Source organism: Streptomyces odontomachi (genome assembly GCF_024435355.1).
GTDB classification, from domain to species: domain Bacteria; phylum Actinomycetota; class Actinomycetes; order Streptomycetales; family Streptomycetaceae; genus Streptomyces; species Streptomyces odontomachi.
Genome location: NZ_JAMJWG010000019.1, coordinates 64,595 through 90,477 on the forward strand (window position 1 = coordinate 64,595; position 25,883 = coordinate 90,477).

At 72.4% G+C, this 25,883-nt stretch carries 19 protein-coding genes; 12 read left to right on the plus strand and 7 right to left on the minus strand.

All coding sequences use genetic code 11. The features are described from left to right. Positions 1–72: 72 nt before the first annotated feature. Positions 73–1,062, minus strand: coding sequence for a LysR family transcriptional regulator (locus tag NQO67_RS31920; protein ID WP_255953832.1), 990 nt, complete (start codon positions 1,060–1,062; stop codon positions 73–75). 273 nt (positions 1,063–1,335) lie between these two features. Between NQO67_RS31920 and NQO67_RS31925 the strand changes: the two genes are divergently transcribed. Together NQO67_RS31925 and NQO67_RS31930 are read left to right on the plus strand one after the other, a co-directional pair. Continuing rightward, positions 1,336–2,301, plus strand: a complete 966-nt coding sequence (locus tag NQO67_RS31925) for an aldo/keto reductase (protein WP_255953833.1) — start codon at positions 1,336–1,338, stop codon at positions 2,299–2,301. A 582-nt stretch (positions 2,302–2,883) separates the two neighbouring features. Next, entirely contained in the window at positions 2,884–4,473 is a 1,590-nt protein-coding gene (locus NQO67_RS31930) for a GNAT family N-acetyltransferase (RefSeq protein ID WP_255953834.1), read from the plus strand. Between the two features lie 74 nt (positions 4,474–4,547). Here NQO67_RS31930 and NQO67_RS31935 read toward each other — a convergent pair whose 3' ends face one another. After that, entirely contained in the window at positions 4,548–5,861 is a 1,314-nt protein-coding gene (locus tag NQO67_RS31935) for a M17 family metallopeptidase (protein WP_255953835.1), read from the minus strand. Positions 5,862–6,290: 429 nt separating this feature from the next. Here NQO67_RS31935 and NQO67_RS31940 point away from each other — a divergent pair, with 429 nt between their 5' ends. After that, the gene (locus NQO67_RS31940) at positions 6,291–8,315 is read left to right on the plus strand and encodes a hydantoinase/oxoprolinase family protein (protein ID WP_255953836.1); all 2,025 of its coding nucleotides are present in this window, start codon (positions 6,291–6,293) and stop codon (positions 8,313–8,315) included. Further along, complete coding sequence (locus NQO67_RS31945; protein WP_255953837.1) at positions 8,312–10,039, plus strand: hydantoinase B/oxoprolinase family protein; 1,728 nt, start codon at positions 8,312–8,314, stop codon at positions 10,037–10,039. The genes NQO67_RS31940 and NQO67_RS31945 overlap by 4 nt, the downstream gene beginning before the upstream one ends. An 83-nt stretch (positions 10,040–10,122) precedes the next feature. Here the strand turns inward: NQO67_RS31945 and NQO67_RS31950 are convergent, their stop codons facing one another. The 5 genes from NQO67_RS31950 to NQO67_RS31970 form a co-directional block, all read right to left on the minus strand. Next, on the minus strand, positions 10,123–11,694 hold the full coding sequence (locus tag NQO67_RS31950) for a PucR family transcriptional regulator (protein ID WP_255953838.1): 1,572 nt from the start codon (positions 11,692–11,694) through the stop codon (positions 10,123–10,125). A 44-nt stretch (positions 11,695–11,738) separates the two neighbouring features. Further along, positions 11,739–12,854: an S-methyl thiohydantoin desulfurase family protein gene (locus NQO67_RS31955; protein ID WP_255953839.1), complete on the minus strand. Its 1,116-nt coding sequence runs from the start codon at positions 12,852–12,854 to the stop codon at positions 11,739–11,741. Next, positions 12,851–14,200 (minus strand): hydantoinase/oxoprolinase N-terminal domain-containing protein, encoded by a 1,350-nt coding sequence (locus tag NQO67_RS31960; protein WP_255953840.1) that lies wholly within the window; start codon positions 14,198–14,200, stop codon positions 12,851–12,853. The genes NQO67_RS31955 and NQO67_RS31960 overlap by 4 nt, the downstream gene beginning before the upstream one ends. Positions 14,201–14,324: 124 nt before the next feature. After that, entirely contained in the window at positions 14,325–15,668 is a 1,344-nt protein-coding gene (locus tag NQO67_RS31965) for an MFS transporter (protein WP_255953841.1), read from the minus strand. A gap of 54 nt (positions 15,669–15,722) precedes the next feature. Then, positions 15,723–16,715 (minus strand): ornithine cyclodeaminase family protein, encoded by a 993-nt coding sequence (locus NQO67_RS31970; protein ID WP_255953842.1) that lies wholly within the window; start codon positions 16,713–16,715, stop codon positions 15,723–15,725. A 142-nt stretch (positions 16,716–16,857) separates the two neighbouring features. Between NQO67_RS31970 and NQO67_RS31975 the strand changes: the two genes are divergently transcribed. From NQO67_RS31975 to NQO67_RS32010, 8 genes are all read left to right on the plus strand, one after another. Continuing rightward, positions 16,858–17,931, plus strand: a complete 1,074-nt coding sequence (locus NQO67_RS31975) for an S-methyl thiohydantoin desulfurase family protein (RefSeq protein ID WP_255953843.1) — start codon at positions 16,858–16,860, stop codon at positions 17,929–17,931. Beyond that, positions 17,928–19,487: a hydantoinase/oxoprolinase N-terminal domain-containing protein gene (locus NQO67_RS31980; RefSeq protein WP_255953844.1), complete on the plus strand. Its 1,560-nt coding sequence runs from the start codon at positions 17,928–17,930 to the stop codon at positions 19,485–19,487. The genes NQO67_RS31975 and NQO67_RS31980 overlap by 4 nt, the downstream gene beginning before the upstream one ends. 8 nt (positions 19,488–19,495) lie before the next feature. Beyond that, positions 19,496–19,918 carry a nuclear transport factor 2 family protein gene (locus NQO67_RS31985; protein ID WP_255953845.1) on the plus strand — a complete coding sequence of 141 codons (423 nt, stop codon included), beginning with the start codon at positions 19,496–19,498 and terminating at the stop codon, positions 19,916–19,918. Then, complete coding sequence (locus NQO67_RS31990) at positions 19,915–20,931, plus strand: dipeptidase (protein WP_255953846.1); 1,017 nt, start codon at positions 19,915–19,917, stop codon at positions 20,929–20,931. The genes NQO67_RS31985 and NQO67_RS31990 overlap by 4 nt, the downstream gene beginning before the upstream one ends. Positions 20,932–20,974: 43 nt before the next feature. Continuing rightward, entirely contained in the window at positions 20,975–22,558 is a 1,584-nt protein-coding gene (locus tag NQO67_RS31995) for a helix-turn-helix domain-containing protein (RefSeq protein WP_255953847.1), read from the plus strand. 142 nt (positions 22,559–22,700) lie between these two features. Beyond that, positions 22,701–23,309: an HD domain-containing protein gene (locus NQO67_RS32000; RefSeq protein ID WP_255953848.1), complete on the plus strand. Its 609-nt coding sequence runs from the start codon at positions 22,701–22,703 to the stop codon at positions 23,307–23,309. Next, the gene (locus NQO67_RS32005; protein WP_255953849.1) at positions 23,306–24,451 is read left to right on the plus strand and encodes an Ldh family oxidoreductase; all 1,146 of its coding nucleotides are present in this window, start codon (positions 23,306–23,308) and stop codon (positions 24,449–24,451) included. Before NQO67_RS32000 ends, NQO67_RS32005 begins: the two co-directional genes overlap by 4 nt. Beyond that, entirely contained in the window at positions 24,438–25,859 is a 1,422-nt protein-coding gene (locus tag NQO67_RS32010; protein ID WP_255953850.1) for an MFS transporter, read from the plus strand. The genes NQO67_RS32005 and NQO67_RS32010 overlap by 14 nt, the downstream gene beginning before the upstream one ends. The last annotated feature ends 24 nt before the right edge of the window (positions 25,860–25,883 follow it).

Below are 25,883 nucleotides of genomic sequence, written 5' to 3' on the forward strand. Positions count from 1 at the left end.
GCGGGTCGCCGAGCTCGGAACCGCCGCTCTCTCCGGGCACACCGGGCCGTGGTGCAACACTCGCCGCACCCGTTACGGGCCGGCGGACGACCGCGCACCCCGCGCGTCCACCGCACCGGCCACCGCTTCCGGGCGCTGCGCCCAGGGCGGTGTCCAGAGTGCGCCGTCCGGGGCGGCGGGGCGGGTGGCGGCGAGGTGGGTGCGGAGCGCGGCGAGGCCGGGGTGACGGTTGTCGGCGTGCCAGACGAGTGAGTGGGGGTAGACCGGGGTCGGGTCGTGCAGGGGGACGCGCCGCAGATCGTGCCCGGTGGGCCAGACGAGCGGGGTCTGCTCGCTGAGGAAGGTGGCCAGGGTTGCGGAGTCCGCGATGGTGTCGATGAGGGACTCCAGCCCGAAGTTGGGCCCGATGGTGTCCAGGGTGAACCCGAAGGCGGCGGCGAAGGCGTCGTAGTAGGCGCCCCACTCGGTTCCCGGGGTGTTGCCCGGCATCCAGATCCGCTCTCCGGCGAGCTGGGCGGGGTTGATCGCGCGGGCGGTGGCGAACCGGTGGGCGGGGCCGGTGAACAGTTGGAGGGGCTCGTCGAAGACCGGTGTGGCCTCGATGCCGTCGGGGAGCTGCCGTCCGGGCATGGTGACGGCGCGGAAGGTGGCGTCAATCGTGCCGGAGTGCACGGCGGCGACGGCCGCGTCGGCGTCGAAGAGGGTCACGACGTCGAGTTCGATGTCGGGATGCGTGCGGTGGAAGCCACGCAGCAGGCCTGCCGGCGCGATCCGCCGGCGGATCACGTCGACCCGCAGGGGGCGCCTGCCGGGCCGCACGGAGGCGGCTGCACGCTCCTCGGCCAAGAGAAGGTTGCGGGCGTGCGGCAGGAACGCCTGGCCGTCGACGGTCAGCTGCGCACCGCGCGGCGTACGGCTGAACAACCGCACCCCGAGGTCCCTCTCCAGAACGGCGATGCGCTTGGAGACGGCCTGCTGGGTGATCGACAGATGCGCGGCGGCGTCCTGGAACCGTCCCGCGTCCGCTGCGGCGACGAAGGTGCGCACAGCGGTGAGGTCCACGCCGACCATCCTAGGCACACCGCGTGCCGTCGGGGACGACCGCCCAGGTGGCCAGCGGCGGGCCGGCTCCCAGCGGGGCCAGGTGGCCCCTCGGGGATCGGGCCGATGACCAGTGGCTTCCCGGTCCGGCGACCGGCCCCGCCCCCTGTTCCCGGCCCCGCAGGTCGCCTATCGTCAACGAGGTCCTGGCGCCGGTCCGGCCCCGCGCGGTCGTCCCCGCGGTCCGGCCCGGCGTGGCCAGGACGGGGACGACGATCTGCCTGGAGGTTGCTGGTGCGCTATCGCGAGCTGGGACGCAGCAAGATGTCCGTGTCCGAGATCGGCTACGGCGCGTGGGGCATCGGTGAGTCCGGTTGGAAGGGCGCCGCCGAGGACGAGTCCGTGGCCGCCCTGCACCGCGCCATCGACCTGGGCGTGAACTTCATCGACACCGCCCGCGGTTACGGCGAGAGCGAGCGGATCGTCGGCCGTGTGCTGCGGGAGCGCACCGGCGACGAGGTGCGGGTGGCGACCAAGGTGCCACCGAAGAACGGCGTCTGGCCGGCGCCCGACGGTCTCGACCCGGCCGAGACGTTCCCCGGAGCGCATATCCGCGCAAGCCTGGAGACCAGTCTGCGCGCCAGCGGCCTGGACCACTTCGACGTGCTCCAGTTCCACGTCTGGAGCGACGAGTGGATGGGCCGCGGTGACTGGCTGGAGACGATCGACGCCCTGAAACAGGAGGGCAAGATCCGCCTGTTCGGGGTGTCCGTCAACGACCACCAGCCCGCCAACGCCCTCGCCCTCGTGCGCAGCGGCGCCGTCGACAGCGTGCAGGTCATCTACAACGTCTTCGACCAGTCACCGGCGGAGGAACTGCTACCGGCGTGCGCGGAACACGGCGTCGGGGTGATCGTGCGGGTGGCACTGGACGAGGGCGGTCTCACCGGCCGGATCACCCCCGGCATCACGTTCCCCGAGGGTGACTTCCGCAACCACTACTTCCGGGGGGACCGCCCGGCACAGGTCGAGCGACGGGTCGCCGCCATCGTCGACGACCTCGGTATCGCACCCGACGAGATCGCCGAACACGCGCTGCGGTTCGTCCTGTCGTCGCCGGCCGTCTCCACCGTCATCCCCGGCATGCGCACCGTGCGCAACGTCGAACGCAACACGGCCCTCAGCGATGGCCGCCTGCTGACCGCCGACCAACTCGCCGTGCTGGCCGAGCACCGGTGGCAGCGCAACTTCTACGCCTGACCCGAGCGGCCCACGGCACCCGCCGCACGGCTGCGCCGGACAGTGGCGAGCGCCGGCGTTCGACCCTGAACGCCGGCGCTCGGTGCATGTGGCCACCCGCCGGCAGCAGCGCCACCCCGAGCGTCAACGTACGAGCCCCGGCTCGTCCTTCCGAACGAAGTCGAAGTCCCGGGCGAATGGCAGGGCTGACGGCGCGTAAGGAAAGAACGCGTAAGAGGTGCGTCAGAGAAGACGTCCCGAGCGGGGGAACACGACACCGCAAGTACACGTTAAAGGGGATACTGGGTCACAGACGGGGGATCCACGGGGGATCGGGGGGTCACCGATGCGGTGGCGAGGTTCAACGAGGCTGGACGCACACCGGCACACACCCGGGCGCAAGCAGACCCCGGGCGGGCTGCACGCCCGGAGATGCACCCGGCGCACGCAGCGACGCGGTGCCAGGAATCCACCCGGCAGGCATCCGACCGGCGACGGCGACCGGGCCGCACCCAATGCACGGAAGACGGCTTTACGTACTGGTCACGAACCGTTTGTAACTCGGCAATACCAGTTGTACAGAGTGGCAGTATGAGTCCAGACATGTCTGATGTGACGCATGCGCAACACGGTCATTCCGCCCACCGTCCTCCCGTCCACCACTGGCGCCGCGACCTCGTCGAGCTGGCGGCGCTGTTCACCGCCGTCGCCGTCGCCGACGTCGTGGCGAACCTCGTCGGCCACGGGCCCGAGGGGCCCGTCCTGCTGATCTCCAACGCAGCGCTGCTCCTCATCACCGCCGGGTTCCACACCTGGTGGGCACGGCGCCACAGCCATGCCCCACCGCGCGCGGACCCGCCGGCGGCCACCCGTGCGTCCCACACCGTTGCCTCCCACGCCGCCGCCGGACCGGGCGCCCCCGCGCCGGACGCCACCGCACCGGGCGCCGCCATGGCCGATTCCGCCGATGCCGCCGCCCGCACCACACTCTGGCGGCTGCGCACCACGGTGCGGGACATCCCGGGGTCGCTGGCCGTGCTGTGCACCGCCATGGCACAGCACGGCATCGACATCCTCAGCCTGCAAACGCATCCGCTGGCCGAGGGCACCGTCGACGAGTTCCTGCTGCGGGTGCCGGCCGAGCTGTCCGGGGCGGACCTCAGCAGGACCGTCTCCGACGTGGGCGGCAGCGACACCTGGGTCGAGCGGGCCGACGCCCACGATCTGGTGGACACCCCCACACGGATGCTCGACCTCGCCATCCGCACCGCACTGGACCCGGCCGAACTGCCGCTGGCCCTGCGCCGGCTGCTGGGGCGCTGCACCATCCGTTCGCTGCCCGCGCACACCGGCCGGGCCACCGACGCACCCATGGACGGTGTCCTCGAAGGCACCGTCATGCACCTGTGTGCGCCCGAAGGAGGAATGATCACGGTGGAGCGGCCCTATCTGCCGTTCACCCCGGCCGAGTTCGCACGGGCCCGGGCCCTGGTCGAGCTGGACGCGCAGTTGGGCCCCCGGCTGCCGGACGGCCGGGACGTGCTGACACTGCCGCGCGGCGCGGCCGTCACCGTGCGCCGCGCCGACACGGCCGACCTCGACGCCGCCAAGGAGATGCACCGACGCTGCTCGGCAGGCACCCTCGACCTGCGGTATCACGGCCCGGTGGGCGACGCGGACCGCTACCTCCCGCACCTGCTGAGCCCCCGTTTCGGGCGCACCCTCGCCGCCCAGACGGCATCGGGGCGGATCGTGGCGCTCGGGCACCTGATGTGGGACGGCGACGAGTCGGAGGTCGCGCTGATCGTGGAGGACGAGTGGCAAGGCCGCGGCATCGGCGGCGAACTGCTCGGCCGGTTGGTCTCGATGGCCGCCGAGGCGGGCAGCGCGAACGTCTACGCGGTCACCACGACGTCGAACACCGGCGTGATCGCCGCCATGCGCGGCCTCGGCCTGCCGCTGGACTACCAGATCGAGGAGGGCACCCTGGTCATCACGGCCCGGCTGACCGCACCGGCGACCTCACCCACGCCTCCCCCGACCACATCGACCACCTCGGCCACCTCGGCCACCTCGGCCACATCCCAGGACTCCCCCGACCGCCCCGGCGCCCCCGACGCGCCCGGCCGCCCCGGATCCGACGTCCCCGACCCGCGCGGGGACCAGTTTCCGCAGTACGACGCCCGATACTGAGCGCATCGGACCACCGAACACGGGCACCACGCGGCATCACCGGGCCTAATTGATCGAGGAAGGACAAGGGGCGGCTAGGGAATCGCCTGCCCCAGCCGATCCTCCGGCCCCGTTGCAAGGCGGAGGAGAGTGCGGGCGCCGAAACCGGTGGCGCCGTCGTCGGAAGGGGTACCACGCCAGGCCGGGCCGGAGATGTCGCAGTGCACCCAGGGGACGGTGCGGGGGACGAACTCGCCGAGGAAAAGAGCGGCGGTCAGGGCCCGCCCGGTGTCACGAAGCGGGTGGTTGCGGACGCCGAAGGGCGTGCGGACCTGGTCCAGGTAGCGTTCGGCCCACGGCAGCCGCCACATCGGCTCACCGGTCTCCGTCGCGGCCCGGACGAGCACGTCGGCGGCATCACCATCGGGGCCCATGACGGCGCCGATGTCGGGGCCGAGCGCAATCTCGGCCTGATAGGTGAGGGTTGCGAGGTCGACGACCAGATCGGGTGAGCGAGAAGCCGCCAGCGCCAGGGCGTCGGCGAGCACGACACGGCCCTCGAAGTCGGTGTCGAGAATCTGGATGCGCGTGCCGTTCCACGCGGTGACCACATCGCCGGGGCGCACGCTCCCGGGACCGGGCAGGTTCTCCGCGAACGGCAACACGGCGTGCACGTTGACGGCGCACCCGGCCCGGCGCAGCCCCGCCATCACCGCCAGGACGGCCGCCGCACCCGCCATGTCCATCCGCATCCCCTGCATCGCCGCGGGCGGCTTCAGGGACAGGCCGCCGCTGTCGAAGGTGATGCCCTTGCCGACCAGGCTGAGCGTGGGGGCGTCGGCGGACACGATGTGGTCGAGGCAGACCAGGTGCGGCCCGTTCACCGACCCGGCGCCGATCGCACCGAGCGCGCCGAAACCGTCCGCACGGACCTGCTCGGGCCCCAGCACCGAGCAGGTGAGCCCGGTACGCCGAGCCACGCCGGCCGACCAGGCGGCTGCCCGTGCCGGCGTCACCACATTGGCCGGTGCGGAGACGAGAAGCCGGGCCAGGCGAACCACGTCCGCCGCGAGCAGCCCCTCCTCGGCGGCACCCAGCAACGCCCGGTCGACGAGCAGCCGGACCGCACCGACATCGGAGCGTGTGCCCGTGGCGGACCGCGCATCGCTCGTGGCGGACCGTGCGACGGCGTCGGGCAACGCGACTGCGTCGGGCAACGCGCTCGCCAACCCGTCGACCAGCGCCCCCACCAGCCGGGTCGGCGCCTCCTGCGGGAAGCGGAGGGCGACCGTGCCGGCGGTCAGCCGCCCCGGCCACGGCCGCCGCGCGGCGTGCGCTCTCCGCAGATGCGCCCGCCGTGCAGCCGAGCCCCACCCACAGCGTGGGTCCGTCGGCCCACAGTTCGCCATGCTCGCCACCAAAGGGCAGCCATGCGTCGGCCGGGCACGCCGGTGCCGTCTCGTGGTAGGTGAAGCAGACAGTGCGGTCGGCGGTGGCGTCCGGTTCGAGCGCGGTCACCACGACCGGACCGTCAGCGCTGGTCAGCGCAGCGATGGCGGCCTCGATACGGGTGTCCCAGTCCGCTACGACACGATCGGCTGGCGGTGGGGCGTCGGTCGTCGGCATGGCACCTCCGGTGATCACTGCCTGTCCGGCGGGGCCTGCCCGACCGGTGTCCCGAAGTCTGCCGGTCCCCCTCGGAGCGCCTCGTGCTCTCCGCACGTGCGAAAGGAACGACGATCGTGCGCGGAGCACAGGGGATCCCGCACCGGTGCCCATAGCTTGCGGCCCATCGTCGCGAACCGATGGGAGAGCTCATGGCTCGACACAGAGTCTCAATGGATATCGGTGGCACCTTCACCGATGTGGTCACGTACGACGACGAGACCGGGGAGTTCCAGGCGACCAAGGCGTCGACGACGCCGGGGAACCTCAGTGACGGCGTGCTCGCGGGCCTCGGCTCGATGGTCCAGCAACCGTCGGACATCGACTTCCTCGTCCACGGCACGACCCAGGGACTCAACGCGTTCCTGGAACGCAGGGGCGTCTCCGTCCTGCTGCTCGCCACGGACGGCGTCGAGGACAGCTACCACATCGCGCGCGGGCCACGGACCCGACTGTACGACCTGCACTACCGCAAGCCGACGCCGCTGGTCCCGCGCCGGGACGTGCTCGGCATCGGCGGCCGGCTCACCGCCGACGGCAGCGAACTCGAACCGCTCGACGAGCAGGCCGTTCGGGACGCCGCCCGGGTGGCACGCGAACGCGGGCACGGGGCCATCGCCGTGGCCTTCCTGTTCAGCTACAAGAATCCCGCGCACGAACTGCGCGCCCGGGAGATCCTGCTGGCGGAGCTCGGCGAGGACTTCACGGTGTCGCTGTCGCACGAGTCGGCCAAGGAGTGGCGCGAGTACGAGCGCACCTCGTCGGCGGTCGTGGAGAGCTACACGGGACCGATCGTGCGCCGCTACCTCATCGACCTCGAACAACGCCTCAACGACCAGGGGCTGACGGTCCCGTTGCACGTCATGCAGTCCTCCGGCGGAATCCTCACCGCCCGTTCCGCACGGCAGCGTCCCCTACAGACACTGCTGTCCGGACCGGTGGGCGGCGCCATCGCCTGTAGCGAGCTGTCCCGGCGGACCGGCCGCCCGAACCTGATCGGCGTCGACATGGGCGGCACGTCCTTCGACGTCTCGCTGATCGTCGACGGCGAACCGGACGTGTCGGCCGAAGCCCAGCTCGAGGGGCTGCCGATGCTGATGAGCGTGGTGAACATCCACACGGTGGGCGCGGGCGGTGGCTCGGTCGCCTGGATCGAGGCGGGCGGCCTGCGGGTGGGTCCGCGCTCGGCCGGCGCGCACCCCGGGCCGGCCTGCTACGCACGCGGCGGCACCGAGCCGACGGTCACCGACGCCAACCTGGTACTCGGCCGGATCGACCCCGAAGGCTTCGCCGGCGGCCAGTTGACCCTGGACACCGACCTGGCCACCGCGGCGGTGGCGGGCCTGGGCGAGCAGCTCGAACTGGCGCCGGTGGCGATGGCGGAGGGCATGTGCGACGTCGCCAACTCGAAGATGGCGCAGGCGATCCGCACCATCACGGTGTCCCGCGGCATCGAGCCGCGCGACTCCGCCCTGGTCGCCTTCGGCGGAGCGGGCCCGATGCATGCCGCGTTCCTGGCCCGGGAGCTGGGCATCGCCGAGACGATCGTGCCGCGCTTCCCCGGCGCGTTCTCGGCGTGGGGCATGTTGCAGACCCGGATCCGGCAGGACTACACCGAGCCGTACTTCTTCCTCGACGTCGACCTCGACGGCTCGGACATGGCCGCCGTGCTGCACCGCATGGAGGAGACCGGCCGCAACGCGCTGTCGCACGAAGGGGTCGGCCTGGGGCAGCGCAGTGCGACGCACTCCGTCGACATCCGCTACGCCGCGCAGGAGTACACGCTCACCGTTCCGCTGCGGGATGCGGACGAGCCCGCCGAACCCGGGTTCCTGAAGACGGTCGCGGAGCGCTTCGCCGACCTGCACGAGTCGCGGTACGGGCACGCCAATCCCGGTGCGCCCATCGAGTTCGTGACGCTGCGCACCGCCGCGTTCGGCGACCTCGGCCGGCTTGCGCCGCAACCGTGGCCGACGGCCGAGAGCGCGGAGTTCCCGCACCGGGTCCGCCAGGTCGTGTTCGACGGGGCGGCCCGGGACACCGTGGTCGTCAGCCGCGACGACCTGCTGGCCGGGCACGCCTTCGAAGGGCCGGCGGTCATCGTCGAGTCCACCGCCACCACCGTCGTGCCGCCGCAGTTCTCGGTGCGCGTCGACGGCCACGGCTCGCTGATCATCCGTGGGAAGGAACAGAAGTGACCTCCACCGCCACCGACCAGGGCACCGCTCCGGAAACGACCGCGGCGCAGAGCACCGCCGCGGGCGTCGACCCGGTGACCGTCGAGATCATCCGCAACGCGCTGAACTCGGCCGCCGACGACATGAACGCCACCCTGATCCGCTCGGCCTACACGCCGATCATCTACGAGTGCGGCGACTGTGTCGTCGCGCTGCTCGACGCCGACCACCAGGTGCTCGGGCAGTCGGCGGGCCTGCCGATCTTCCTGGGGAACCTGGAGACGTGCACCCGCGCGACCGAGGAGCAATTCGGCCGTGCCGTATGGCAGCCGGGCGACGTGTGGATCCTCAACGACAGCTACCTGGGCGGTACGCACCTGAACGACGTGACGATCTTCGGGCCGGTGTTCGTCGGCGACACGCTGGTCGGGTTCACCGCGTCGCGCGCGCACTGGATCGACGTGGGCTCCAAGGATCCGGGTGGCTCGATGGACTCGGTGACGATCTTCCAGGAGGGGCTGCGGCTCGGGCCGCAGAAGCTGGTCTCCGGTGGGGTGGACGAGCGTGCGGTGATCGACACCATCGCCACCAACGTCCGTTTTCCGTATCCGACCACGGGCGACATGCACGCGATGATCGCCTGCATCAAGATGGGCGAGAAGCGGCTCCGGGAGGTCGTCGAGCGGTTCGGTCTCGACACGTTGGAGCAGGCGCGCGACGAGATCTTCCGGCAGACCGAGTCGCTGGAACGGCGGATGATCGCGCAGCTCCCGGACGGCGTCTACGCCGCCGAGGGAGTGCTCGACAACGACGGTGTCGACCTGGACACGCCCGTGCCGATCCGGCTCAGGATCACCGTGTCCGGCGAGGACATCGACTTCGACGTCACGCAGTCCGCGGATCAGACGGTGGGTCCTGTCAACTGCGGGGTCTCCCAGGCGGTCTCCGCGCTCCGGGTCGGGTACAAGCTGCTGATCAGCCCGGATCTGGCCGGCAACGGAGGCTCGTTCCGCTCGATGACCACGCAGGTGCGCGAGGGGTCGGTGCTCGGGGCGAGGTCGCCCGCGGCGTGCCAGTGGTACTTCTCGCACCTCGGGCTGCTCATCGACATGGTGGCGCGGGCGCTCGCTCCGGCGCTGCCGGACCGGGTGGCCGGCGCGAGCCACGGCGACTCGATGATCATCCTCACCTCGGGCGTGGACCCGCGGGTGAACCGCGAGTTCGTCAGCCTGGAGGCGACGCTGGGCGGATGGGGCGCCTGGGACGGCTCGGACGGTGAGAGTGCGCTGATCAACAATGTCAACGGCTCCTTGAAGGACATCCCCATCGAGGTGCACGAGACGCGCTACCCCTGGCTGATCACCGAGTACCGGATCCGCCCCGACTCCGGCGGCGCGGGCCGCTGGCGCGGCGGGAACGGGGTGATCCGGACGTACCAGGCGCAGACCGACCTGTCGGTGTCCCTGTGGTTCGAGCGCTCCCGGCAGCCTGCCTGGGGCCTGTTCGGGGGCGATGACGCGGTCGGACCCGAGGTCGTCATCAACCCGGGCCGCCCGGACGAGCGCATGGTGCTCAAGGCCAACGGCCTGCGTCTGAAGAAGGGTGACGTCGTGCGGTGCGCGGCGGGCGGAGGCGGCGGTTACGGCGACCCGCTCGAGCGCTCCACGGATGCCGTGCGCGCGGACATCCTCGACCGCTACGTGACGGCCGATGCGGCACGCAGGCGGTACGGCTTCGCCGAGTAGGTCGGGCGCCGGGTGGCAGCCGCGCGGCCGGCCCTGCCGGGTCGCGACGCGCGGCTGCCACTCCCCCGGCGTCCCCGGGTCCGTCAGGTCTGGCCCTGGTCCGGTGCCACCGGGCCTTCGTCCGGGGACGCCGGTCGTTGCCACAGCGTGCCCAGGGCGTAGCACAGCAGGTGCAGCGCGAGCCGCTGTTCCGGATCGTCGTACGCCAGGCCGAGGTGGCGTGCGCGTGCCAGGCGAGCGAGAACGGTGTTGCGGTGCACGCCGAGGCGCCGGGAGGCCTGGCTGAGGGAGCCGCCGTGGTCGAGGACCGCGCGGGCGGTGTCGACCAGGGTCACGCGATCACGCGCGCCGGTCAGCTCGGGCAGGCACAGGGCGGCCACCCGGGCGATCTCGGCCGTCGGCAGCCAGGCCAACGCCGCCTTCGGACCGACCTGGTCCAGCCACTGGACCCGCACCGTCCCGGACTCCCGCGCCACGTGGGCGGCCAGCCGGGCCTCTGCCACGGAACGCATCAGGCCGGCCACGCCCCGGTGCGCACCGCCGACCCCGATGACGAGTTCATGGGCGGCAGCGGTGTCACGGAAGGCGGTCAGCGCCCGCCGCAGCGGCCCGGCGTCGTCGCCTTCCGGGTTGCTCTGCCAGGAGATCCAGCCGTCGTCCTCGGTGACCAGCGGCCAGTTCGGCTGGGTGCGCTGCCATGCGGCGCGCACCAGATGGGTCAGCTCCGGCGGGGGTTCGGGCCGGGCCCGCAGCGGTGTCAGCCACACCGCGCGATTCACGCCCCCGACGTGCCAGCCCAGTTCGGTGGTCCATGGCGGGACGTCGTCGACCGGGCAGGCGCCGGTGGGCGACCCGGCGGCGGTTTCACCCGCGAGGCGGCGCAGCAGGCCGAACGCCGCCTGCTCGTGTGCCGCGTGCGTGGCCACGTCGAGCCGGGTCTGTGCCCACGCGGCCAGCAACGAGGGCCTCGCCAACCGCAGCAGCGCCTCCGTGTGCAGCACGGCGGCGGGGACGTCGGCCGGCACTGCGGCGACCAGGCGCGCCCAGGGCTGCCCGCCCGGCGCGTGGACGTCCACCGAGACCTGCTCGACGTCGGGGCGGGTCTCGACGGCTGCGGGCCGTCCGGCCAGCACGGTGCCGTCCACCACGAGCGCCACCGGAGCCGTGCCGAGTTCGTCGTTGAGCACGCCCAGCACGCCGCGGAGGGTGGTTTCGTTCGCCAGCCGTTCGGCGCACCCGGCCCGTTGCCTGGCCCGCGCCGCCTGCGGGGCACTGACCTGCCCGGCCAGCCGGAGCGCGACGGCGACAGGGTCGGTGTCCAGGAACAGCACGGCCACCCCGAGGCTCTCGGCGAGCGCCCTGTTGGACGGGCTGGAGACGGAGCGGGGCACCGCGAGGGCGGACACGTTGCGCTCCCACGCGACATGCAGGGCGGCGGCCAGCGACCAGCCGCCGGTGGCCGCCTCGGCGTGCAGGACGACCAGCGCGTGCGGGGTGCTGTGCCGTAGCCGGTCGAAGGTCTCGGCCAGGATGACCTGTTCGACGCGCCGGGTCGGCTCGGGCAGCACGGCGGCCACGGCCGAGGCGAGCGGCTCGATCCGCAGCAGGTCGGTCAGCAGGAGCGGAAGCGTGGACGACGGGCGCTGTTGCTTCATGCCGTGCGGTTCCTCATCTGGTGGTGTCCTCCCTCCGTCGGCCTTCACCGGCGCCGTGGGTGGTCGAGGTGGATGCCGTGCGATCCGGGGCCGACCATGGCCAGGGCTTGGGGGGCGTACCAGAGCGCTTCGGCCGGGGTGACCAGCACATCGAGCAGGTCGCCCGGCGCCAGGCTGTCCAGCGAGGCCGGTTCACCGCGCGAGACGTCCACGAGGCAGACCACGTCGGGGGCCGCCGCGACGAGCGCGCCGTCGGCGAGGACGGCGACCACCTCGCTGCGCAGCTCGATCCGCAACTGCCGCCGCTGCCCGGTGAGCTCGTCCAGGACCAGACTGGACGGGTGGGCGGGGATGGTGAGGTCGGTGGGGCGGCTGAGGTGTTCCAGTTCGGCGATCCTGCCGCGGCCGATCCGCCGGCACGCGGTGAGCGCGGCGAGCCGGCCGACCAGCCGGTCCGGATCGCTGCGGGCGAGCAGCAACCGACCGACGTTGATCAACCGGGAGACGGTGCCGGGCAGGGTGGCGCGCCGGAGCACGCCTGCCGAGGCGGGATAGGAAGCGAGGGCCGCCCAACCGCCGAGGGCGTCGACGGTGGCGCGCAGCAGGCGGTCAGCGCGCCCGGCACCGGGCGCCTCGATCAGCACGCCCTCGCCGGTCGGCCCCTGGGCGGCCAGCGGTGTCGGCGGGACCCCGGCGAGGTGCATCGCGGTGTGCTGGATGAGCGCGAACGTACGCCCCATGCCGTCCGCGTCGAGCAGCGGCACGCCGAGCTGGGACGCGGCCGCGACCGGGACGAGCGCGCTGAGCGTCGCGGCGGCGAGCGGATAGACGGCGCCGAAGGCGACCTGCTGGAACTGCTCGATGCGCTGCACGGCCAGGGCGAACTCGTCGCCCGCTGGCGGCAGGTCGGCCAGGGCGGAGCCGGAGCCGAGCACGCACAGGGAGATGCAGCGGGTGTCCCGGGCGACCGACTCGACGCGCCGCAGCGTGACGGGCCCGTTGCGGTCGAGCAGCCCGGTCAGCCAGGCCGTGAGGGAGGCCTTGTCGGCGTCACCGACGGCCTGCGAGTAGAACCGGGCTCCCTCGTAGAGAGCAGCGACGTCGTCCGCCCCGATCGAGGCGATCGCGCCGACGTACCCCTGCCCCGCCGGCGGGCTCATCGTGCCACCGCCGTGCCGGGGACGCCGGGGACGGGCGTACCCGTGCCCGGCGTTCCGGCGGTGCTCCGCGTTCCGGCGGTGCCCGGCGTTCCGGCCACCCGGACCCGGACGCGGACCACCCCGGGGTGGCTGTAGGGGATGGCCACCGTGGAGACCTCGGCGAGCCGCGCCGTTCCGTGCGCCGCACCGGCCGTCATGACGAGGGCGGTCGCGCGCTGCTCGGCGTCGCGGCGTACCCGCTCGAGGCCGGCTGCCGACTCGATGAACGCCATCTCGTCGAGCCAGGCCATCGGCCGACTCACCGCTGCGCCGACGCAGGCCAGCTGCATCGGGTCGCGGTCGGGCGAGACGATCGCGACGTCCCCGTCCCGGCCAGGGCCCGCGTCGGATGACGCCGGCACGGGCGGGGCGGTCGGCGCCGGCGCGAGTACCGCCGCGGGCACGACCAGCTCGGTGCCGACGCCGGCGAGTTCCCCGGGCCGGACGACCGCGAGGCCGCTTCGTACATCGCCGGCCACCGGGCCGTCGGCGCGGCGCAGCACCACCCGGCAGTCCTCGGCGCCCGCGAGGTGGGCGGCCCCGCACAGCTCCAGCGCATCGGTGGCCCCGAGCGCGACCACCGGGAGGGCGCGGACCTGCGCGGGCGTGCCGTGTCCGCCGTCGCCGCGGGCCACGCGGAGCACGGCGCCGGGCGCCACGCGTGCCAGGGCGGTCTCGCAGCGGGTGAGCAGCCGGTCGGTGAGCGTGCCGAGTGCGCAGTTCAGCGTCACCGTCGCCTCCCGGGCGACCAGGCCCTGGCCACCGAGATCGCTCGCCGCCGAGATCACCGCATCCGGCAGGGCGGCCTGGACGGCGTCCGCCACGGCGCGTTCGTGCTGCGTCCGTACCTGCGAGCCGGCGGCGACGAGCGCGATCCGGCGGACACCGGCGTCCCGCAGCTCCCGGCAGACCTTCGCCACACCGTCACCGTCCAGCGGGCACAGCTCGTTGCCGAGCAGGTCGTGACCGCCGGCGACGGTGTAGCGGCGGCCGATCAGCCGCTCCAGGAGGGCGACGGGCAGCCGGGCGAGCACCGGGTCGGTCGCGGGGCGCGGCACGATCCGTATCGCGGCGACCTGCTCGGGTTGCGGTGCGGCCCGCAGGACCGCATCGAGCAGCAGCCGGGAGAGATCGACGGTCACCACGGTCGGGCCGCCCGGCTCCCGCGGGCCTCCGCCCGAGTTCCCCAGGCCGGCCGCCGCGGCCCGGCCGGCTGCCGCCGCGACCTGCCGGAACACCTCGTCGAGTTCGGCCGGCCCGCCGGGCAGCGGCGGAAGGGCCACGACCTCGTCACCGCGCACCACCACCGCACCCACCTGCTCGGGACGCAGGCTGACGCCGGCGCAGGCGGACTCTCGAGGTTCGCGAGGATCCCGAGGATCGCGAGGTTCCCGAGTCACCCGCACGCCGCTTCGCCCCACCGAGGTGCGCTCACGACAGCTCCTTGCCCTCGGTCTCCGGCAGGGCGAGCCCGAGGAGGGCGGTGGCCGCCAGGAAGAGGTCGATGAAGAGCACGGTGCTGGAGAAACCGCTCGCATGCGCCAGCAGGAATCCGATCAGGGTGGGCGCGAGCGTGTTGGCGACACGCTGTCCGAAGACGCCCAGGCCGTAGCCGGCGCCCCGCACCGGGGACGGATACAGCTCGCCGACCCAGGCGTCCCACACCCCCCAGGCGCCCAGGCTGAAGAACGACAGCAGGAAGATGCCGGTGTACAGCTCGGCCAGGGAGTGCGCCTGGGCGAAGAAGAAGCCGCCCAGCGCCGCGGCGAGAACGTACGCGACGAAGACCTTCTTGCGCCCCAGCCGCCCGGTCAGCACCGCAGCGCTCGCGTAACCGGGAAACATGAACACCGCGCTCAGCGCGACGAAGCCCAGGCTCGACGAGGCCGACAGGCCGCGGTCCTGAAGCAGTGTGGGCAGCCAGGTCTGCAACCCCCAGTAGCCCCAGGAGAAGAGGAAGTTGGCGACGACCTGGATGAGCGTGACCCGTCCCAGCCGGCCACGCAGCACGGTGGCCAGGGAGCCGGCCGGCAGGTCCGGGGCGACCAGCACGGTTCGCCGGTCGATGCCGTCGGCTCCGAGCCGGGCGAGCGCCTCGTGCGCCTCGTCGGAACGTCCTGTTCGGGCCAGCCAGTACGGCGACTCGGGGACCCACCTGCGGATCACCAGCACCCACAGGCTCGCCACCGCGCTCGCCACCACCACCCACCGCCAGCCGTGCGAGCCGACCAGCACCGCCGCACCGACGGCGAGCAGCGTGCCGACCGGCCAGCCGGCCGCCAGGAAGACCGCGGCCCGACCCCGGCTGCGGACCGGAAGCAGCTCCTCGAAGTAGGGGAACGTGATGGTGAAGACCCCGGAGAAGGCGAAACCGGCCAGCATGCGGGCCACGAGGAGCGTCCGGTAGTCGGGCGCGGCGCTGCCGAGCAGGGCGAGCAGGCCGTAGCTCGTGAAGCTGTACAGGCAGGTGCGCTGCCGGCCGATCCGGTCCGCGATCACACCCCACACCAGGGTGCCGGGGATCATTCCGAGGAACAGCGCCGAGATCACCAGACCCAGCTGGCCGGTGCTGATGTGCAGGCCGTGCCGGAGGTCGGAAGAGACGTAGGTGAGGCTGAGCATCTCCCATGACTCGATGGCGAGCGCGACGAACAGCGCGATGCCGATCTTGACGTGCACCCTGGTGAGGGGCATCCGGGCGAAGACCGCACCGATCTGCACGGTCGGCGCCTCGGACCGGACGGACGGGGATGGTGCGAGGTCGTCGGTGTTCATCGGGCGCCTCCGGGGCGAGGGAGCGGGGGGAATCGCACGAGGGGGAGCCGGCGGTCACCAGTCAAGGGGGCGACCTGCTCCCGTGGCGCGGGCCCGCTTGAGGACCTCGTCCGCGAAGGCCGCGTCCTGTACGCCCAGTCCGACGCTGTTGAAGTAGACGATGTCGTCGTCACGCAGCCGGGCGGGCGTCTTGCCTGCCAGCACGTCTCCGAGGCTGAGCAGGGCCTGCTCGGAGATCTCGCCGGCGGCCAGTGCGGTGGCGACGGGGCCGGCCTGGACGCTCGCGGTCGCCACGTCGTCGACGATGACCCGGGAGCCGGTCACGACGTCGCTGCCGACCTCGTGACGGTCGGGGGCGAAGCTTCCGATGCTGATCAGCGTCGTGCCCGGGGCCAGCCAGGCACGCCGCACGACGGGGTGCGTGCTGGTCGTGCAGGTGACGACCAGGTCCGCCCCGGTCACGGCGGCCTCGGCCGAGGGACACGGCAGGACGCGCGTGCCGGTCTCGGCGGCGACCCGGGCCGAGAAGTCGTCCAAGGTGGTGTCGGAGGGGGAGCACACGGCGATCTGCTCGACGTCGAACAGGCGGGCGAGCGCGCTGACGTGCCCGCGGCCCTGCCGTCCGGACCCGAAGACCGCGGCCTTCGACGGCGAACCGGACAGCGCCTGGGCCGCGAGCATGCTGGCGGCCACCGTGCGCAGCGTGGTGACGGCTTCGCCGTCGATGAGGGCGGCCGGCCGGCCCGTCACCGGGTCGAGCGCCAGGACGGCGGCCGAGACCCGGGGCAGACCGCGCTCCCGGTTCTCCGGCACCACGCTGCCGAGTTTCACCACGGGACTGCCGGCCGGGGAGATCCGGGCGGTGTAGGAGAAGACCACCGAGCCCCCCTCGCCGGGCAGCAGCGCCCGTGGCGCCAGCTGGGCGGTCCCCGCGCCGAGCGCGAGGAAGGCACGACGCTGGGTGGCGATGGCGGTATCGAGGTCGACGAGCCCATCGAGTGCGGACGGGCCGAGAAGGAGGAGCGGCTCTGCTGTCCTGGGGTCCATGGGCACATGGTGGGATCTCGGCGGCACGGCTCACATGGGCAGAACGCACAACAGCGCGCTTCCGACGAAGCGTGACGCACATCGGCCGGGTGTGGCCGCACCGTCTAGCGTCCTGGCAACACCACCGACCGACGGAGACCGCATGCGCCTACTCACGACCGATGACCTGGAGGATCTGACGCTCGGGGCCACGTTGCTGGGCACCGGGGGCGGCGGTGATCCGTTCATCGCCAAGCTGCTGGCCCAGCAGGCCATCGAGGACTACGGCCCGATCCGGATCGTGGACCCGGCGGAGCTGGACGACGCCGCACAGGTGGTCACGATCGCCGTGATCGGGGCGCCGACGGTGATCATCGAGAAGATCCCGTCCGGATCGGAGTTCGTCGCGGCCGTCAAGGCGCTGGCCTCGTACATCGGCCGCGACATCGATGCGATCATGCCCGTCGAGGTCGGTGGGATGAACACGTTGATCCCTTTGGCCGTCGCGGCCGAGCTGGGACTGCCGTGCATCGACGCGGACGGGATGCGGCGTGCCTTCCCCCAGGTCGAGATGACCACCTTCACCCTGGCCGGCCTGTCCGCCTCACCGATGAGCCTGGCCGACGAGAAGGGCAACCGCGTCGCGTTCGAGACCACCTCGAACCAGGTCGGCGAGCGGCTGGTGCGCGGCTCGGCGATGATGCTCGGCCTGGCGAACGCGCTCGCCGCGTATCCGATGACCGTCGCCCAGGTGAAGGAGGCCGCCATCGTCGGATCGATGCGGTTCTGTAGCGAGGTGGGCGGCCACCTCCGGGCGATCCAGCGCAACGAGCCCGGTGCCTGGCACGACTTCTTCTCCCTCACCGACGGGTCGATCGTCTTCCAGGGCAAGATCATCGATGTGGACCGGCGCACCACTACCGGGTTCGCCCGCGGCACCGTGGTGTTGGAGGCGTTCGACGACCCCTCCCGCACGATGCGGATCGAGATCCAGAACGAGTTGCTGCTCGCGATCGAGGACGGGCGGACCGTCGTCACACCACCGGACCTGATCTGCATGCTGGACCACGAGACCGCCGAACCCATCACCACGGAGACCCTCGCCTACGGCCAGCGGGTCACGGTCCTGGGGCTGCCGTGCGCGCCCGAGTGGCGCCGTCCCGGGATGCTCGACGTGGTCGGGCCGCGCGCGTTCGGATACGACGTCGACTATGTGAACCTGGGAGGGGCCCGATGAGCCTGCGCATCGGTATCGACGTGGGCGGCACCAACACCGATGCCGTCATCGTGGACGACGACGGCAGGGTCGTGGCGACCACGAAGTCGGCCACCACGCCGGACCCGTTCGACGGGATCCGCCAGTCGTTGGCCAAGGTGGTGCAGGGGGTGGACGCCGCCGAGATCACCCAGGCCATGCTGGGCACCACGCACCCCGCCAACGCGATCATCCAACGCCGGGACCTGGAGAAGGTCGCCGTGCTGAGGCTGGCCGCGCCGGCGTCCACGGGAGTGCGGCCGGGTGCCGCGTGGCCCGCCGACCTGCATCGGGCGATCATCCACAAAGCGGCGATCGTCAAGGGCGGCAACGAGTACGACGGTGCGGAGATCTCCCCGCTCGACGAGGACGCGGTGCGCGCCTTCGCGACCGAGTGCGCCCCGCACATCGCCGCGGTCGCGGTCTCCGGACCGTTCTCGCCCGCCAGTCACGACCACGAACTGCGGGCCGCCGAGATCCTGGCCGAGGAGCTCGGCGCCGACTTCCCCGTCTCGCTCAGCCACCGGGTGGGCGCCCTCGGGCTCCTGGAACGCGAGAACGCCACCATCCTCAACTCCTCGCTCCTCGGTGTGGCGCGCAACGTCGTGGCCGGCTTCCACTCCGCGCTGCGCGAGAACGGTCTGGCCGTCGACTCCTTCCTCACCCAGAACGACGGCACCCTGATGTCGTCGGACGAGGCGGTCCGGTTCCCGGTGCTCACGCTCGGCTCGGGTCCGACCAACTCGATGCGGGGCGCCTGCTCGCTGGCGGGCCTGTCCGACGCGCTCGTCATCGACGTGGGCGGCACCTCGGCCGACGTCGGCATCCTGGTGGACGGCTTCCCCCGCGAGTCGACGGCGGCGGTCGAGGTCGGCGGGGTGCGCACCAACTTCAGGATGCCCGACCTGATCTCGGTCGGGCTCGGCGGTGGCACCGTGGTGCGCCCCGACACCGATCGGGCCGGCGGCGTCGCGGTCGGGCCCGACTCGGTCGGCTACCGGGTGCTGACCGAGGCCCTGGTGCGGGGCGGCTCCACCCTCACGTTGTCGGACGTCTCGGTGGCCGCCGGTCGGCTGCACGGCTTCGGGGACGCCGCGCGGCTGGACGGTCTCGACCGGCAGCTGGTCGATCGGGCACTGGCCTGGGTGGATGACCAGATCGGGATCATGACGGAGCGGCTGAAGGCCAGCCGGCAGAGCCTTCCGCTGATCGCGGTGGGCGGCGGCTCGCACCTGGTGCCGGACCGGGTCGCCGGCGCCAGCGAGGTCATCCGGCCGGAGAACCACGCCGTGGCCAACGCCTTCGGCGCCGCCATCGCCGAGGCCTCCGGCTCCATCGACCGCGTCTACCGCTACGAAGGTCGTGGCCGCGAGGCCTGCCTGGACGAGGCGCGGAGCCTGGCCGTCGACGCGGCGGTGCGGTCCGGCGCCGACCCGCGTAAGGTGCACATCACCTCACTGGCCGAGGTGCCCCTGACCTATGTGCCCGGCCGGGCGTGCCGGGTCCAGGTCAAGGCCGCCGGGCCGCTGGACCGGTGAGGCGGCGGATGAGCGACACGACCGGCGGGCGCACCGCCTGCCAGACGTGGCTGGCGTACAACGCCGCGGAGAACGCGCGGGACCTCGCCGCGATGGCCGCCCTGGTCGCGGCGGAGCTGCGGGCCACGGTCAACGGCCGGCCCGCGGTGTCGTCGGCCGAGGACGACGCTGCGGCGATGGACCGGCTGCTGTGCACCTATCCCGACTACCGGCGCGAGGTGGTGGAGGTGATCGACGCCGGCGAGCGCGGTACGGTCCGGTGGCGCATGACCGGACGTCCGGCACCCGGTTCGGGCGTGGCCCCGCTGGACGTCGCGGGCTGCTCCGTCCTCACGGCACGCGGCGGCCGTATCGTCGAGGCGCACCTCTACCACGACGGCACGGGCCTGCACGAGATCGTGACCGCTCCCCCTGGGGAGGCCCGGCGATGACGGAGCTGAGCATGGGCACGGTGCCGGTGGCGGACTGCCACAACGATCTCCTGCTGGCCGTCCGGCACCTGCGTGAACGCGGCCACCGCGACCCGTTCGGGGACTTCTGGTTGCCGCAGCTCAGGGATGGCGGGGTGGCCCTGCAAGTACTGCCGGTGTGCACCGAGGAGCAGTTCGTCGGGGAAGGCGCGCTGCGCCGCTGTCTGCTGTTGCTGGAGGAGGCGCGCCGGTTCGCCGAGCTGCATCGGGACGACGTCGTCATCGTCGAGACCGGCGCGGAGCTGGGGCGGGCGCTCTCGGACGGGCGGATCGCGCTGCTCCTCGCCATCGAGGGCGCCGAGCCCGTGGGGCAGAGCGTCGAGGTCCTGGACGTGCTGTGGCGGCTCGGCGTGCGGATGTGCTCGCTGACGTGGAACCGCCGCACGATGATGGCCGACGGGGTGGCGGAGCGCGCCACCGGAGGCCGGCTGACCGCGCTCGGCGTCGACAGCGTGCGCCGGATGGAGCAGCTGGGCATGGTCGTGGACGTCTCCCATCTGTCCGAGGCGGGGTTCTTCCACCTGGCCGAGGTGGCGCAGCGGCCGTTCCTCGCCTCGCACTCCTCGTGTCGGGCGGTGGCCGGGCATCCCCGCAACCTCTCCGACCGGCAGCTGGGCGTGCTCGCCGAGACGGGCGGTTTCGTGGCGCTCAACGCCTTCGGGCCGTTCGTCTCCGACGGGCCGGCGCCCGGCGTCGAGCACTTCGTGGACCACGTCGAGCACGCGATCGGCGTGGTCGGTGAGGGCTCGGTGGGCCTGGGAACGGACTTCATCGCCGATGTCGCCGACATCGTCGACCCGGTCCTGACCGGACTGCTCATCGAGCAGACCCCGGTGTCGGCGACCCGGGGCCTCGAGCGACCCGCCGACTTCCCGGATCTCGTCCGGGCGGTGCGGCGGCGTCTGGGCACGACGGTCGCCGCACGGGTCGCCGGGACCAACCTGATCGAGTTCCTCGCCGCCCACCTGCGCTGACTCCCCGCACGGCGCGCGCAGCGCGGTCGTGCAGACTGTCCGGATGAACGACGTCTGGGGGACGAAGGCCGACGAAGTGTCCGTCCGCCAACTCCTGGAACTACCGGCCCTGGCCGGCGCGCGGCTGATCGCCGGCCGTTCCGGCGCCGGCCGGACGGTCACCGGTGTCCGGATCGCTCCCCGTGACCGTGTCGCCCCGACCAGTGAGCCGGGCACCGTCCTCGTGATCGACGGTGCCCGGCTCGCGACGGACACCTACTGCGTGGACTTCGCGCTGCGCTCGGCCGAGGAGAGCGGCGCCGCCATGCTCCTCGTCCCCCGCCCGGCCACCGAGATCGGCCTGGCCAGCCGCCGCCTCTCCGACAAGCTCGGCATCGCCCTGGTCACCGTGGACGGCGAGCTGGCCATCCTCTGCGACCAGCTGCGCGAGCAGATACACGCCCCCACCCGCCATCTCGCCGGTCTGCTGATGGACCTCATCGACCGCCTTGGGCACCTCTCCCCCAAGCAGGGCGCCGAAAGCGTGCTCCATGCGCTCGACGCCGTCCTGGACAGCCGCTCGTCGTTGATCGGTTTCGAAGGCGGCGCGCTCGCCGGTGTCGAGCTGGACCCGCCGTTGCCGGACGGCGACCGGCTGCCGGTCCAGACCACCAGGTCCGTGGGCGACGCCGTGCGGATCGCCCAGCCGATCGCCCTGGTTCCCGGGGAGCAGCCGACGTTCTGGATCGTCACCGAGCGCACCGCACCGACCGCGATGTGGCTCAGGGTCGCGGGCACGGGCCTGCGCCTCGCCGGCAGCTACCTCGCGACGCGGCTGATCTCGGAGCGCCTGGAGCGGGAACGCGACGCCCGCTTCCGGCTCGGCATACTCAACGCGATCATCGCCCTGTCGGAGTCCCCCTCGACCGGGCTGGTGCAGCAGATCGGCACCCTCGGCTGGAAGGTCGACGGCTGGTGCACCGCCCTGCACATCCAGGTGGCGGGCGAGCCCGACCAGCAGCGTCTGCTCGCGCTCACCGACGAGCTTCAGCACCGGCTCGCGCAGCTGGGCCTCGGCGCCCACATCGTGGAGCGACCGAACGGCTGGACGACCTGGACGACCTCCGACGTCGAACCGCCCGCGACCTCCTACCGCCAGACCACCCAGTCCGTCGGTGCCGTCCTGCGGGCCTTCGTCGCGGGACGCACGGGGATGCGGGTGTACGCAGGGATCGGTCGGCCGTACGCGGGGATCGGCGGGTTGAAGAAGAGCCTTGCGGAGGCGCAGGAGGCGACCACCATCGTCCAGGCCGGCGGAACCCGCACCGCGGTCCAGCACATCGACGAGATGGGCATGCAGCGCATCCTCTTCGGCTGGTACGCCTCGCAGGAGTTCGCCACCTTCGCCACCACCCTGCTGCGCCCGCTCCTGGCCGTCGACCGCGACGAAGAGCTGCTGCGGACCCTGGAGACGTACCTGGACAACGAATCGTCGCCGACCGTCACCGCCGACGTGCTCGGCGTGCACCGCAACACCGTCGTCAACCGTGTGGCGCGGATCCGGCACCAGCTCTCGGTCGACCTCGACGACCCCGACCAGCGCCTGGCCGTCCAGCTCGCCTGCCGGGTCGTCAACCTGGAGACGTGACCCGGCGGCGGGTTCCCTGATCGAGCCTCCCCCAGTCGGGCCTCGTATACGCAAGTGTCGACACTTCACCCTTGCGACTCGATAAAACGGCGCGTAGCGTGCCCGCAATCAGCAAACTGTCGACACTTTCCAAGGGGCGGTAGTGAGCGAGGAGCCGCGTGACAGCACGACGCCGACCGTGCGGACCGCCGACACGGTGCGTGCGTTGCTGCCCGAGATCATGGACATCGGCGACACGGACCTGCGGGACGCCGTGACGAGGATCTGGGCCAGGGCCTGGCGGTCGAGCGTGTGGACCGACCTGGCGAGCGTGCCGAAGAGTCCCGAACTGCCCGCCCGGCGCACCCTGGTCACCCATACCCGCGCGGTGACGCGCATCGCCGGACACCTCGTCGACGTCGAGAGCGAATTGCACGGCGTGCCGGTCGACAGGGATCAGACCCTGGCCATCGCGCTCCTGCACGACGTGTCCAAGGTGCGCGAGTTCGAGCCCTCCGGCGACGGCACCGGCGGCGCCCGCTTCTCCCGCACCGGCCGGCTCTACCAGCACGGGTTCCTCGGCGGCCACTGGATGGCCGAGGAAGGCCTTTCGGAGGGGTTGGTGCACGGGGTGCTGGCGCACACCCCGCAGTCGGCCGTCGTGCCGCAGACCCAGGAGGCGGTCATCGTGCACTACGCCGACTTCGCTGACTCCGACGTACAGCTCCTGGACGCCGGCCTGACGCTGTTCTGCAAGCGGCGGACGCGATGAGCACGACCAGCGCGAACGGCGCGAACGGCGCGACGGGCACGGCCCGTGTCGCGGTCGACGCGTTGCAGCAGCTCACCGCCGCCGTCCTCACCGCGGTCGGCGGCATGGGCGCGACGGACGCAGCGCTGCTCGCCCGCTCGCTGGTCGAGGCCGATGCCGCCGGGGTGCACACGCACGGGGTGAGCCGGCTCGCGCCGTATGTGGTGCAGCTCGAGTCCGGGCAGGTCAACCCGCGTCCCACCGAGCGCGTACTGTCCGAGACCCCGGGCGCGATCCTCCTCGACGCGGACTCCGGCTTCGGGGCGCCGGTCGGCATCCGGGCGATCGACGCCGCCATGGACAAGGCCCGCACGACCGGTGTCGCGCTCGCCGGCGTCACCAGGGTGGCGCACTTCGGTGCGGCGGGCTTCTACACCCGGCACGCGGCCGAACACGGCTTCCTCGCCCTGGCCATGAGCACCACCTCCCCGTCGGTGGTCCCCTTCGGCGGACGCCGGCCGCGTATCGGCAACAGCCCGCTGTCGTTCGCCGCACCCGGCCGCGACCACCCCGAGCTGGTCCTCGACATGGCCCAGTCCATGTCGTCCAGGGGCCGCATCAAGCTGTACGCGGAGTCGGGCACACCGCTCCCGGAGGGCTGGGCCATCGACGCCGCGGGACGCCCGACTCGCGATCCCGCGGCGGCCCTGGGCGGTGGGGTGCTGCCCAGCGGCGGCCACAAGGGTTCCGCGCTCTCCCTGATGGTCGAGATGCTGGCTTCCGGGCTGACCGGGGCCAACCTGACCCAGAACGTCGCCCTGTCGGGGTTCACCAGCACGCCCGCCACCAGCACCGTCGGGGATCTGGATGTGACGGTCGGCAACTGCTACCTGGTGATCGACGCCGGGGCCTTCGGGGACGCCGCCGGAGTGCACGAGCGTGCCTCCCGGATCGCCGCGTACGTACGGGCCGCCGAACCCGCCCCAGGAGTGGAGCGGGTGCACGCCCCGGGGGACATCGAGGCGCACCACATGGACGAGGCCCGCGCCCGTGGCATCCCGCTGCGGAGGAGGACGCTGGCCGAACTGCGCGCGCTGGCCGACGAGCACGGTGTCGCCGTGCCCAGCGCCTTCGAAGGAGGAGGCGACCATGGCAGCACCTGAGGACCCGGCCGGCCGGATCGATCAGGACGGCCCGGTCGGCCGGGCGGAGCGTCGCCGCACGGTGGTCGCCGCGTCCGCGGGCAACTTCGCCGAGTGGTACGACTGGGGCGTCTACGGTGTCGTCGCCACCGTCGTCGCCGACAAGTTCTTCCCGCCCGGAAACGACACCCTCGCACTGCTCAGCGCCTATGCCGTGTTCGCCATCTCGTACCTGACCCGCCCGCTCGGTGCGACCGTCTTCGGGCACATCGGCGACAAGCTCGGCCGCAAGCGGGCGCTGTCCACCACGATCATCATCACCTGCGGTGCGACGGCACTGATCGGGTTCATCCCGACGTACGCGGTGATCGGTTACGCCGCGCCGGTCCTGCTGCTGCTGATGCGGCTCATCCAGTCGTTCGGCACGGGCGGCGAGTACTCGACGGCGATCTCCTTCGTCTACGAGCACGGCCAGAAGGGCAGGAAGGCCACGGCCGTCGGCATGATGACGGCGATGACCTTCGGCGGCTTCATCGTCGGATCGCTGCTGGCGACGCTGCTCTCGGCCACGCTCAGCAGTGCCGCGTACGAGGCCTGGGGCTGGCGGCTGCTGTTCTGGCTGTCGCTGCCCATGGGGGTCGTCGGCCTCTACCTGCGCCGCAGGACCGCGGAGGGGCGCGAGTTCCGTCAGCTCCTCGAGGCCCAGGAGCAGCAGCGGGAGCGGCACAAGCGGCAGTCACCGGTGTGGGAGGCGCTGCGCACGCACGGGGCGCGGATCCTCGTCTTCGTCGCGTTCCTCGGAACGTGGGCGATCATCTCGGCCACCATGACGTCGTACCTGGCGACGTTCCTCAAGGGCAACTCCGCGCTGTCCGGCACCCAGAGCTACGGCATCAACACGCTCAACTCGGTGATGGTGGTGGTCTGCCTGCTGGCCTTCTGCCCCGTCGCCGACCGCATCGGGCTGCGCCGGGCGACGATCGTCGGGTCACTGGTGGTCGCCGTCGGCGTGGTGCCCGGCTTCGCCCTGGCAAGCAGCGGGGTGACCGCCGCATGGCTGGGTGGTGCGCTGCTCGGCCTGTGCAAGGGGGTGATGGCGGTGCCCTCGCTGCTCGCCGTGAGCCAGATCTTCCCGGCCCACATCCGGGTGACCGCCGGCGGGCTGTCGTACAACGTCGCCCAGGCGCTGCTGGGCGGCACCGCGCCACTGATCGGGGTGTGGCTCAACAGCGTCACCGGCTCCGCGCTGTTCTTCTCCTCCTATCTGGTGCTCGCCGCGCTGGTCACGCTGGTCATCACCCTGGTGTGCGGCAGGCGTTGGATCGCGGACTCGGAGTCCCACTCGGGCGACGCCGGGTCCACGACCCGGGATGCGTCAGCGGCGGCGCAGGCCGCGGCCGGTGTGCCGAACGGCATCGTGACGCGTTGACCGGGTGTCCGCACGAAGCGACGT

Excerpts from the sequence above, each read along its gene's own strand:
- NQO67_RS31950 (WP_255953838.1), bottom strand. The coding sequence starts at position 11,694 with ATGAAGCAACAGCGCCCGTCGTCCACGCTTCCGCTCCTGCTGACCGAC.
- NQO67_RS32010 (WP_255953850.1), top strand. The coding sequence starts at position 24,438 with ATGGCAGCACCTGAGGACCCGGCCGGCCGGATCGATCAGGACGGCCCG.
- NQO67_RS31940 (WP_255953836.1), top strand. The coding sequence starts at position 6,291 with ATGGATATCGGTGGCACCTTCACCGATGTGGTCACGTACGACGACGAG.
- NQO67_RS31930 (WP_255953834.1), top strand. The coding sequence starts at position 2,884 with ATGTCTGATGTGACGCATGCGCAACACGGTCATTCCGCCCACCGTCCT.
- NQO67_RS31990 (WP_255953846.1), top strand. The coding sequence starts at position 19,915 with ATGACGGAGCTGAGCATGGGCACGGTGCCGGTGGCGGACTGCCACAAC.
- NQO67_RS31935 (WP_255953835.1), bottom strand. The coding sequence starts at position 5,861 with ATGGCGAACTGTGGGCCGACGGACCCACGCTGTGGGTGGGGCTCGGCT.
- NQO67_RS31985 (WP_255953845.1), top strand. The coding sequence starts at position 19,496 with ATGAGCGACACGACCGGCGGGCGCACCGCCTGCCAGACGTGGCTGGCG.
- NQO67_RS31955 (WP_255953839.1), bottom strand. The coding sequence starts at position 12,854 with ATGAGCCCGCCGGCGGGGCAGGGGTACGTCGGCGCGATCGCCTCGATC.
- NQO67_RS31965 (WP_255953841.1), bottom strand. The coding sequence starts at position 15,668 with ATGAACACCGACGACCTCGCACCATCCCCGTCCGTCCGGTCCGAGGCG.
- NQO67_RS31975 (WP_255953843.1), top strand. The coding sequence starts at position 16,858 with ATGCGCCTACTCACGACCGATGACCTGGAGGATCTGACGCTCGGGGCC.
- NQO67_RS32005 (WP_255953849.1), top strand. The coding sequence starts at position 23,306 with ATGAGCACGACCAGCGCGAACGGCGCGAACGGCGCGACGGGCACGGCC.
- NQO67_RS31970 (WP_255953842.1), bottom strand. The coding sequence starts at position 16,715 with ATGGACCCCAGGACAGCAGAGCCGCTCCTCCTTCTCGGCCCGTCCGCA.
- NQO67_RS31980 (WP_255953844.1), top strand. The coding sequence starts at position 17,928 with ATGAGCCTGCGCATCGGTATCGACGTGGGCGGCACCAACACCGATGCC.
- NQO67_RS31995 (WP_255953847.1), top strand. The coding sequence starts at position 20,975 with ATGAACGACGTCTGGGGGACGAAGGCCGACGAAGTGTCCGTCCGCCAA.